Below are 10,743 nucleotides of genomic sequence, written 5' to 3' on the forward strand. Positions count from 1 at the left end.
GGCAGCGACGGTTGCGGCGATGGTGGGGGCGATGGGTGCGGCGGCGGCGGCGGTGACTAGCTTTGGGGTCCGATAAAAAAAGGCCCGCGCGAGCGGGCCTTGATCGTCGGCGCATCACGCCGTCGCCGGCGTGACCATCAGCGCATTCAGACGAAATTCTTGTTCACGAATTCCCAGTTCACGACATTCCAGAACGCGTCCAGGAACTTGGCGCGCGCATTGCGGTAGTCGATGTAGTAGGCGTGTTCCCAGACGTCGGCAGTCAGCAGCGGCACGTCGGCGGTGGTCAGCGGGGTGCCGGCGCCCGAGGTGTTGACGATGTCGACGCTGCCGTCGGCCTTTTGCACCAGCCAGGTCCAGCCCGAGCCGAAGTTGCCCAGTGCCGACTTGTTGAACTCTTCCTTGAACTTGTCGAACGAACCCCACTTGGCGTTGATCGCGTCCAGCGCCTTGCCGGTCGGCGCGCCGCCGCCGTTCGGGCTCATGCAGTTCCAGAAGAAGGTGTGGTTCCAGACCTGGGCCGAGTTGTTGAACACGCCGCCGGTCGACTTCTTGATGATCTCTTCCAGGGACAGGTTCTCGAACTCGGTGCCCTTGATCATGTTGTTCAGGTTGGTCACATAGGTCTGGTGGTGCTTGCCGTGGTGGTATTCCAGGGTCTCGGCCGAGATGTGCGGTTGCAGGGCGTCCTTGGCATACGGCAGCGGCGGCAGGGTGTGTTCCATTGTGCGATTCCTTAGTGGTTGGGAAAGGTTGCTGTTCTTATAGCGCCGTTATTCTACGCAATATGGAGCAACGTTGCAGGCTTGCATTTCTTGCAGGCCCGGCAACCGATCCGGATTCACTCGAGGACGCTCTGGACCTGGGCCACGCCCACCTCGGCGCTGCCATTGGCCAGCTTCACCGTCAGCGTGTCGCGCGCATGGATCTGGGCCGGGTCGCGCACGATCTGGCCCTTGGCGTCGCGCACGATGGCATAGCCGCGCTCCAGCGTGCGCTGCGGGTTGAGCAGCTCGAGCTGGGCGGCAAGGGCGTTCAGCGCTTCGCGCCGCGCCCTGACCTGGCTGCACAGGCTGGCGTTCAGGTGACGGCTGTCCGACGCCAAGCGTGCGCGCAGGGCGCGCATGTCGGGACGGTGGCGCGACCAGCGTTGCTGCAGCTGGGCGAGCAGCAGGCCGTGGCGGTTCACCGGGAGCTTGACGGCGTGCGTCATGGCGGTGGCCAGCGACAGCAGTTTCAGGCGCTGGTGGCCGATCTGGGCCGAGGGGCTGAGCAGCCGCCGGCTCAGGTTGTCGAGGCCCTGGCTGGCGTCGTGCAGGCGGCGCTCCATCGCGCGCTGCAGGTCGAGGGCGTCGCCTTCGAGCGAGGCCAGCCAGTCGGCGCGCGGCGTGGCGGCCAGTTCGGCGGCGGCCGTCGGCGTGGCGGCGCGCACGTCGGCGGCGAAGTCGGCGATGGTGACGTCGGTTTCGTGGCCGACGCCCGAGATCACGGGGATCGCGCAGGCGTCGATGGCGCGCGCCACGCATTCCTCGTTGAAGCTCCATAAATCCTCGATCGAGCCGCCGCCGCGGCAGACCAGCAGCACGTCCACCTCGGCGCGGCGCGAGGCGGTCATGATGGCTTCGGCGATCTCGTCGGCCGCGAACTGGCCCTGGACCGGGGCAGGGTAGAGCACGATCCGCACGTGCGGGGCGCGCCGGCGCAGGGCGGTCAGCACGTCGCGCAGCGCGGCGGCCTGCGGGCTGGTGACGATGCCGATGCTGCGCGCGAACAGCGGCAGCGCGCGCTTGCGGTCGGCGTCGAACAGGCCTTGCGCGGCCAGCTTTTCCTTCAGGCGCAGGAAGGCTTCGTAGAGCTGGCCCACGCCGGCGCGGCGGATCGCCTCGACGTTGATCTGGTAGTCGCCGCGCGCGCCGTACAGGGTGACCAAGGCGCGCACCTCGACCTTGTCGCCTTCGCGCGGGGTAAAGCCGGCCATCTGCGCGCGGCTGCGGAACATCACGGCGCGCACCTGGGCCGCGTCGTCCTTCAGCGTGAAATACCAGTGGCCGGAGGCGGCCCGGGTAAAGTTGGAGATCTCGCCGCCTATCCACACCAGCGGGAACGAGCGCTCCAGCAGGCGCGCCACCTGCTGGTTCAGGGCGGTGACGCTCAGGACGGCGGGGGCGGTGAAGGCTGGATCGGCGTCGTTCGGTGCTTGCATGGCGGGTTGGCGAAAATGGCGAAAGCGATCATTATCCCCTATCGGCGGATGGCAAGTGGTTTCCACGCCGCGGCCCGGATCCGATCAATGTTGCTGCTTTTCAATGCAATCTATTGAAAACCCTTTTAAATCAATGGCTTGGATGTTGGGTAATGTCGTTTGAGAGCGGTTTATCCACAAAAACTGTGGGGAACTCAGCCGCGCGAAGAGGGAGTGCGCAGCGATTGGGCAGGATAAGTAGAATTGTTACGAATCAATGACTTAACCCCCTAGCCGGAAGCTTGATCACAAAGTTGTCCACAGAATCTGTGCAAACATTTGGCGTCGTGTCCAGGTCAGCGGCGTGGACTACCGTGCCCTTTGTCGAGCTGAACATGTTGCGTTCTCCGCTGCCTGTTCTTGAGGCAGTCTGATCTAATGTCAATCAAATCAAGCACTTAAGTAGTAAAGTTTGACCTTCCTCACATTCTTATCCACAAAAATTGTGCAGATAACGAATAATGTGTGCACCGGTGCCCCGGAGGCCAAACAAACGAGGCAGAAAGCGCCACTCAGGCACCTTTTGTTGGCAAAAAGTGCTGTATGCCAATATTTTAAGCAGCGGTGTTTTATTGAGGTAAATCAAAGGCTTACGGTCATAAAGTGCCCATTGCTCACACTTTTGTCCACAAAAAGTGTGCGGAACCTCACCTGATCGCAGCCAAAGTACAGCCGGGTTCGGCTGCCCGGAATTTAGGCTCAACAATAAAATCGTCTGGAATCAGTTACTTAGTCGAGTCCGGCTACCCTTGCGCACAATTTTGTCCACAGAATTTGTTCGCAACTACACGATGCCAGTGAGTAACTGGTTGAGCCCGGGCCCGGTTGAGCCAAGTCATGAGACTGCCATTTTCTTGCGCAGGCGCAGAAAGCCCTTACAAATCAAGGTACTTGTTCCACCTCGCGGCCATTGCGCACAATTTTATCCACAGAAGATGTGAAGAACTCTACTTGCCGCTTCGCTGCCAACTTGCTACATTGCCGAATTGATCTTTTTCCTCTCAGGAGTATCTCTTGCTCGCCATTTTTCAAGCCGCAGGCTGGCCCATCTGGTTCCTGCTGATCGCGTCGATCGTCGCCGTCGCCCTCATCGTCGAACGTCTGATCACCCTGCGCCGCGAGAAGATCCTGCCCCGCAACCTGCTCGATGAAGTCATCCGCGTCTACCGCAGCGGCAAGGTGACGCCCGACGTGGTGGACAAGCTGGAACAGAACTCGCCCCTGGGCACCGTGCTGGCCGCGGCGCTGCGCAACGTCGACGCCCCGCGCGACGTGATGAAGGAGTCGATCGAGGAGGCCGGCCGCGGCGTGGCCCAGAACCTGGAACGCTTCCTCACCACGCTCGGCACCATCGCCTCGCTGGCGCCGCTGATGGGCCTGTTCGGCACGGTGGTCGGCATGATCGAGATCTTCGGCGCCTCGACCCCGACCGGCGGCAACAATCCGGCGCAACTGGCGCACGGCATCTCGGTGGCGCTGTACAACACCGGCTTCGGCCTGGCGATCGCGATGCCGGCCCTGGTGTTCTACCGCCACTTCCGCAACCTGGTCGACACCTATATCGTCGAGATGGAACTGCAGGCGGTGAAACTGGTCGACGTCGTCCACGGTGCCCGCAAATGATGGACTTTCGCCGCGGCCGCAAGCGCGAAGAGCCGGAGATCAACCTGATCCCGTTCATCGACGTGCTGCTGGTGGTCCTGATCTTCCTGATGGTCTCGACCACCTACAGCAAGTTCACCGAGCTGCAGATCACCCTGCCGACCGCCGAGGCCGAGAAGCAGGCGGAGAAGCCGTTCGAGATCAACGTGACGGTCGACGCCAAGGGCAACTACACGGTCAACAATACGCCGGTGACCTTCCACAGCGTGGCCGGCCTGGCCCAGGACATGAAGAACGCCGCGCGCACGCCCGACGGCCAGGTGGTGGCCAGCCCGGTGATCATCGTCAACGCCGACCAGTTCGCGATGCACCAGATGGTCATCAACGTGCTGGAAGCGGCGCGCGTGGCCGGCTACGACAAGCTGACCTTCGCGGCCCAGACCGGCGCCGCCAAATAATCCCCAAGGCGCGCACGCTGCGCGCCGTTTTTCTTTCCGCATGGCTTCCCGACTCGAATCGACCCTGACCCGCGCCTGGCTCCGGCGCGGGCCCCTGGCCTTGCTGCTCCTGCCGCTGGCGCTGCTGTTTCGCCTGCTGGCCGGCCTGCGCCGCCTGCTGTTTCGCACCGGCCTGAAGCGCGCCGAACGCCTGCCGGTGCCGGTGATCGTGGTCGGCAATATCTTCATCGGCGGCACCGGCAAGACGCCGCTGACGATCTGGCTGGCCGAGAGCCTGCGCGCGGCCGGCCTGAATCCCGGCGTGATCTCGCGCGGCCATGGCGGCCAGGAAGGCGCGGCCCTGGAGGTCGCCCCGCAGTCCGATCCGCGCGCCGTCGGCGACGAGCCGCTCCTGATCGCGGCCCGCGCCGGGTGCCCGGTCGTGGTCGGTCGCCGCCGCGTCGAGGCGGGCAGGGCGTTGCTGGCGGCGCATCCCGGGGTCGACGTGCTGATCGCCGACGACGGCCTGCAGCACTACGCGCTGGCGCGCGACGTCGAGATCGTGCTGTTCGACGGCCGCGGCGTCGGCAATGGCTGGCTGCTGCCGGCCGGTCCCCTGCGCGAACCGCCGTCGCGCCGGCGCGACTTCACGGTCGTCAATGCGCCCGAGATCACGCCCGGCCTGGCCCGGGCGGTCGGCGGACAACCGTGGCGCATGCGCCTGGCCGGCGACCATGCCGAGCCGCTGCAGGGCGGCCAGTCGGTGCCGCTCGCCCGATTAACGGATAAACGCATCGTGGCCGCCGCCGGCATCGGCAATCCGGGACGCTTCTTCGCCATGCTGCGCGCGGCCGGCCTGGCGGTCGGCGAGCTGCCTTTGCCCGACCATCACGACTTCATGGACGACCCGTTTGCCGGGGTCGATGCCGATGTCATCCTGATCACCGAGAAGGATGCAGTAAAATGTCGGCAAATTGATCATCTGAAGAACGATCCACGCCTGTGGGTCGTGCCGGTCACGGCGCAGCTCGACCCTGCACTGGCCGAACAAATCGTGGAGAAATGTCGTGGACGCTCGCTTGCTTGATATCCTGGTCTGCCCGTTGTGCAAGGGACCGCTTGAACTCGACAAAAAGGCGCAGGAACTGACCTGCCGCGCCGACCGCCTGGCGTACCCGATCCGCGACGGCATCCCGATCATGTGGGCCGACCAGGCGCGCAAGATCGAACCGGCATGACGGGTTACAGATGAACTTCACTGTCATCATCCCGGCGCGCCTGGCCTCGACCCGCCTGCCGAACAAGCCGCTGGCCGACCTGGGCGGTAAACCCATGGTGGTGCGCGTGGCCGAACGCGCGCGCGCATCCGGCGCGGCGCGCATCATCGTCGCCACCGACCATGAAGACATCGCCGCCGCCTGCGCCGCCCATGGCGTCTCCGCGGTGCTCACGCGCGCCGATCACCCGTCCGGCACCGACCGCATCGCCGAAGTGGCGCAGGTGCTGGGCCTGGGCCAGGATGAAGTCGTGGTCAACCTGCAGGGCGACGAGCCGTTGATCGATCCGGCGCTGCTGGCGGCCTGCGCCGCCCGCATCGACGCCCACACGCCGATGGCGACCTGCGCGCATCCGATCCTCGACACCTCCGAGGTCTTCAACCCGAACATCGTCAAGGTGGTGCTCGACAAGCTCGGCCGCGCGCTTTACTTCTCGCGCGCCACCATTCCCTGGCACCGCGACGCCTTCGCGGCCACCCAGGATTCCCTGCCTGCCGGCTACGCGCCGCTGCGCCACATCGGCCTCTACGCCTACAGCAACGCCTTCCTGCAAGCCTATCCGAAGCTGGACGTCTCGCCGCTCGAAGGCATCGAGGCGCTCGAACAGCTGCGCGTGCTGTGGCACGGCTACCCGATCGCCGTGCACGTCACACAAGATGCGCCACCCGGCGGCGTCGACACGCCGGACGACCTGGCGCGAGTACGCCTGCATTATCCGTCTTGACGTAAACCACAGGTCTGTGATGGGGCTGTCTGCGCAGGATCAATAATCCTGGCCGCAGGGCCCCAAAACTGGCTTGAAAGCCAACTTTTGTGGTAACTTCCGTGTCAAGAAGGCTTGGCAACATCAAACATAATTTATACAATCCACAGCAATTTTCATTATTTTCTAGAATCTCAGGAAACTCATGCGTCTCATTCTGTTAGGAGCACCCGGCGCCGGGAAGGGCACCCAGGCAAATTTCATCAAGGAAAAGTTCAATATCCCGCAAATCTCGACCGGCGACATGCTGCGCGCCGCGATCAAGGCGGGCACCGAACTGGGCCTGGCTGCGAAAAAGGTGATGGATGCCGGCCAACTGGTGTCGGACGACATCATCATCGGCCTGGTCAAGGAGCGCCTGAAGGATGCGGACTGCGCCAACGGCTATCTGTTCGACGGCTTCCCGCGCACCATCGCCCAGGCCGAGGCGATGAAGGACAGCGGCGTCACCATCGACTACGTGCTCGAAATCGACGTTCCTGACGAAATGATCCTCGAACGCATGACCGGCCGCCGCTCGCACCCGGCCTCGGGCCGCGTGTACCACGTCAAGTTCAACCCGCCGAAGGTCGAAGGCGTCGACGACGTCAGTGGCGAGCCGCTGATCCAGCGCGACGACGACAAGGCCGAGACCGTCTCGAAGCGCCTGGAGGTCTATCACAACCAGACCGAAGTGTTGCTGGGCTACTACGGCAAGTGGGCCGAGTCGGGCCTGCCGGGCGCGCCGAAATACCGCAAGATCTCGGGCGTCGGCCCGGTCGAGCAGGTGCGCGACAACGCGTTCGCGGCGCTGTCCGAATAAGCGCAGCCACCCAGGGCAAGTTAGCAGCAACCCTCGTTCCCGCGCAGGCGGGAACCCAAGTTTCCACGTGTCGCGATGACGCAAGCAACTTGAGTTCCCGCCTCCGCGGGAACGACGTTTTTGGGCGCGGCGCATTCTCTGCTTGACCTGCATGTCTCCTCGATTATGTGAGAAATTGTTTCTCGTGCGCCGTGCGCACGTTGACAAGACGATAATAGGTCATCGATCAAGCCAAGAGAGAGGTCTGCCATGAATACGCCGAAAACCATCCTTGCCGTCCTGCTCGCCGCCACCGCCATCGGCGCCGGCGCCCAGACCACCGGCGTCACTCAGGGTCAGCCGGCGACTGGCGCGACCTACCGCCCATCGCTCGACGGCCAGCAGACCACGGCGCCGGCCCCGACGATCGACATGCGTCCCATGACCCAGGAAGAAAAGGCGACCGGACGCCAGGAACCGTCGCGCCTGAAGGACATCGATCCCGCCACCCATCCGGCGCCGCAGAACGTGCGTCCGCAGCCGGTCCCGATGCCGCGTCCGCAGGACACCCAGGCGGTGCCGGCGAGTACGCGCATCACGCCCACGCCGACGCCGACCACCGCGCCAGCCCCGGTCGGCCCGACTTCGCGCCCGGTCAGCGCCTGCACCGGCGCCACCTGCACCGACGCCAGCGGCGCCACCACGGCCGGCCAGGTCGGCAACGCCAGCGTCAACAGCGAAGGCCGCCTGTGCAACCGCACCGGCAACACGATGCAGTGCTTCTGAACGCCTGAGCGCCGACATGGTGGTTCCCTATAAAAGTTCGCTACAATGCCAGTTGACGTTAACGTAAACGTTAAACATGTGGCACATAGAACTTTTATAAGGGACACACCATGCAAATCCAGAACAACGTCTTCATCGTCACCGGCGGCGCCTCGGGCCTGGGCGCGGCCACCGCGCGCATGCTGGCGGACGGCGGCGCGAAAGTCGTGATCGCCGACGTCCAGGAAGAGGCCGGCCGCGCGCTGGCGCAGGAACTGAACGGCCAGTTCGTCCGCTGCGACGTCACCCAGGAAGCGGACGGCAAGGCGGTGGTCGAGGCGGCCGTCGCGCTGGGCGTCCTGCGTGGCCTGGTCAATTGCGCCGGCGTGGCGCCGGCCGCCAAGACCGTCGGCAAGGACGGCCCGCATCCGCTCGAGGTGTTCCAGCGCGCCGTCAACATCAACCTGGTCGGCACCTTCAATATGGCGCGCCTGGCGGCCGACGCCATGGCGAAGACCGACGAGGCCGAATACGGCGAACGCGGCGTCATCATCAACACCGCCTCGGTCGCGGCCTACGACGGCCAGATGGGGCAAGCCGCTTATGGGTCATCCAAAGCGGCCGTGGCCGGCCTGACCCTGCCGATGGCGCGCGACCTGGCGCGCAGCGGCATCCGCGTGATGACCATCGCCCCCGGCATCTTCGAAACCCCGATGCTGATGAACATGCCGCAGGAAGTGCGCGATTCGCTGGGCAAGATGGTGCCGTTCCCGCCGCGCCTGGGACTGCCGAAGGAGTATGCCCACCTGGCCAAGGCCATTATCGAGAACGTGATGCTCAACGGAGAGACGATCCGCCTCGACGGCGCGATCCGCATGCAGCCGAAGTAAACGGTCAGCTCAGGCATTGTCCTTAAAGCAAGCTCGCGCGACATGAGGTAGCATGTCTGCGATCTCGGGCGCGTCGCCGCTGTCGTGCGGCGGCGCGCCCGTCTGCTTTTGGGAGAATCATTTGAAACAGTTCAGCACCTTTGCGCGTGCAGTCATACCTGCACTTTCCCTGGCCGCCGCCTTCCACCTGCCCGCCGGCGCCCAGGATTCCCTGCAGGCCGCGCCGGAAGCGGCCACCGGCTATGCCGACAAGGCCGGCTGGCCGGCCCAGAAATACATGGTGGCTGCGGCCAACCCGCTGGCGGTGGACGCCGGCTACCAGATCCTGCGCCGCGGCGGCAGCGCGATCGACGCGGCGATCGCCACCCAGCTGGTGCTGACCCTGGTCGAGCCGCAATCGTCGGGCATCGGCGGCGGCGCCTTCATGGTCCACTACGACGGCAAACAGACCCAGGCTTTCGACGGCCGCGAGACCGCGCCCGCCAGGGCCGACGAGCACCTGTTCGAACGCCCGGACGGCACGCCGCTGTCGCGCACCGAAGGCGTGGTCGGCGGCCGCTCGGTCGGCGCCCCGGGCGTGCTGCGCATGCTTGAACTTGCCCACCGCCAGCACGGCAAGCTGCCCTGGAAGACGCTGTTCGAGCCGGCGATCCGGCTGTCGGAGCAGGGCTTCGCGGTCAGCCCGCGCATGCACAAGATGCTGGCCGGCGAGACCCACCTGCGCAAGGACCCGGTGGCCGCCGCTTATTTCTACGACCAGCATGGCCAGGCGTGGCCGGTCGGCCATGTGCTGAAGAACCCGGCGCTGGCCAGGACGCTGCGCGAGATCGCCGAGGGCGGCGCCGACGTGTTCTATACCGGTCGCATCGCGCGCGATATCGCGGCCAAGGTCGCCAGCCATCCGACCAACCCCGGCCTGCTCACGGCGAAGGACATCGCCGACTACCGGCCCAAGGTGCGCGCGCCGGTCTGCAGCGACTATCGGCAATACACCGTGTGCGGCATGCCGCCGCCGTCGTCCGGCGGGATCGCCGTGGCCCAGATGCTGGGCATGTTCGAGACCTTCGACATGAAGGCGCTGGCCCCGAAGGACGGCGTGCCGGGCGCGCAAGCCGTGCACGTGTTCTCGGAAGTGGGGCGCCTGGCCTACGCCGACCGCAACCGCTATGCGGCCGACGCCGACTTCGTGCCGCTGCCGGGTCGCGGCATCCCGAGCCTGATCGACAAGGGCTACCTGAAGGGGCGCGCCGCCCTGGTCGGCGCCCGCTCGATGGGCGAGGCCAAGGCCGGCACGCCGCCGGGCATGGAAGTCGCGTGGGGCACCGACAATGCGATCGAGACGCCGTCGACCTCGCACCTGTCGGTGGTCGACGCCGACGGCCGCGGCCTGGCGATGACGACCACCATCGAGGACGCCTTCGGTTCGCGCCAGATGGTCGACGGTTTCATGCTCAACAACCAGCTGACCGATTTTTCGTTCAGCGCGCGTGACGCCGACGGCCCGGTGGCGAACCGGGTCGAGGCCAATAAACGGCCGCGCAGCGCCATGTCGCCCACCATCGTGTTCGAGAAGGACAGCGGCAAGCTGGTGCTCACCGTCGGCTCGCCGGGCGGCCCGGCCATCATCAACTACGTGGCCAAGGTGCTGGTCGGAACCCTGGACTGGGGCCTGAACGTGCAGCAGGCGATCGCGCTGCCCAATTTCGGCAGCCGCAACGGCCCCACCGAGCTGGAACGCGGGCGCTTCCCGCAGGCCACGCAAGACCTGCTGCGCGCGCGCGGCCATGCGATCCGCGTCAGCGAACAGACCTCGGGCCTGCACGGCATCGAGCGGATCCAGGTGCACGGGGTGCCGATGTGGTTCGGCGGCGCCGATCCGCGCCGCGAGGGCATTGCCAAGGGCGATTGAAAATGGGCGGGGAAGCGACAAATGCAGACAATTTGTTGCGTTCCCCACCCCATATTTGCCTCAAGACAATCAGAGTT

Annotated in this window: 11 protein-coding genes; 9 read left to right on the forward strand and 2 right to left on the reverse strand. The window is 65.3% G+C overall.

From position 1 onward, the window contains the following. Positions 1–146: 146 nt before the first annotated feature. Both ABIB42_RS00550 and xseA read right to left on the reverse strand, forming a co-directional pair. Positions 147–725 (reverse strand): superoxide dismutase, encoded by a 579-nt coding sequence (locus ABIB42_RS00550; RefSeq protein WP_071363618.1) that lies wholly within the window; start codon positions 723–725, stop codon positions 147–149. Positions 726–841: 116 nt separating this feature from the next. Beyond that, the gene (gene xseA / locus ABIB42_RS00555; RefSeq protein WP_429247712.1) at positions 842–2,203 is read right to left on the reverse strand and encodes an exodeoxyribonuclease VII large subunit; all 1,362 of its coding nucleotides are present in this window, start codon (positions 2,201–2,203) and stop codon (positions 842–844) included. 1,053 nt (positions 2,204–3,256) lie between these two features. On the opposite strand from xseA, the gene ABIB42_RS00560 reads away from it, so the two are divergent. The 9 genes from ABIB42_RS00560 (at position 3,257) to ggt (ending at position 10,666) form a co-directional block, all read left to right on the forward strand. Next, positions 3,257–3,865, forward strand: a complete 609-nt coding sequence (locus tag ABIB42_RS00560) for a MotA/TolQ/ExbB proton channel family protein (protein WP_184234583.1) — start codon at positions 3,257–3,259, stop codon at positions 3,863–3,865. Beyond that, the gene (locus tag ABIB42_RS00565; RefSeq protein WP_040777085.1) at positions 3,865–4,302 is read left to right on the forward strand and encodes an ExbD/TolR family protein; all 438 of its coding nucleotides are present in this window, start codon (positions 3,865–3,867) and stop codon (positions 4,300–4,302) included. Before ABIB42_RS00560 ends, ABIB42_RS00565 begins: the two co-directional genes overlap by 1 nt. Positions 4,303–4,342: 40 nt before the next feature. After that, positions 4,343–5,368: a tetraacyldisaccharide 4'-kinase gene (gene lpxK / locus ABIB42_RS00570; protein ID WP_184234580.1), complete on the forward strand. Its 1,026-nt coding sequence runs from the start codon at positions 4,343–4,345 to the stop codon at positions 5,366–5,368. After that, positions 5,349–5,519, forward strand: a complete 171-nt coding sequence (locus ABIB42_RS00575; RefSeq protein ID WP_005669111.1) for a Trm112 family protein — start codon at positions 5,349–5,351, stop codon at positions 5,517–5,519. Before lpxK ends, ABIB42_RS00575 begins: the two co-directional genes overlap by 20 nt. Positions 5,520–5,529: 10 nt before the next feature. After that, a complete protein-coding gene (gene kdsB / locus ABIB42_RS00580; RefSeq protein ID WP_219863110.1) occupies positions 5,530–6,282 on the forward strand; it encodes a 3-deoxy-manno-octulosonate cytidylyltransferase in 753 nt (250 codons plus the stop codon). Between the two features lie 184 nt (positions 6,283–6,466). Next, positions 6,467–7,123 (forward strand): adenylate kinase, encoded by a 657-nt coding sequence (gene adk, locus ABIB42_RS00585; protein WP_005669115.1) that lies wholly within the window; start codon positions 6,467–6,469, stop codon positions 7,121–7,123. Positions 7,124–7,372: 249 nt separating this feature from the next. Next, positions 7,373–7,888 (forward strand): hypothetical protein, encoded by a 516-nt coding sequence (locus ABIB42_RS00590; RefSeq protein WP_005669117.1) that lies wholly within the window; start codon positions 7,373–7,375, stop codon positions 7,886–7,888. A 110-nt stretch (positions 7,889–7,998) separates the two neighbouring features. After that, positions 7,999–8,757 (forward strand): 3-hydroxyacyl-CoA dehydrogenase, encoded by a 759-nt coding sequence (locus tag ABIB42_RS00595; protein WP_005669119.1) that lies wholly within the window; start codon positions 7,999–8,001, stop codon positions 8,755–8,757. Between the two features lie 52 nt (positions 8,758–8,809). Beyond that, on the forward strand, positions 8,810–10,666 hold the full coding sequence (gene ggt, locus ABIB42_RS00600) for a gamma-glutamyltransferase (protein WP_184234577.1): 1,857 nt from the start codon (positions 8,810–8,812) through the stop codon (positions 10,664–10,666). The last annotated feature ends 77 nt before the right edge of the window (positions 10,667–10,743 follow it).

Origin of the sequence: Massilia sp. UYP32 (assembly GCF_050434365.1) — a bacterium.
Lineage (GTDB): Bacteria > Pseudomonadota > Gammaproteobacteria > Burkholderiales > Burkholderiaceae_D > Telluria > Telluria timonae.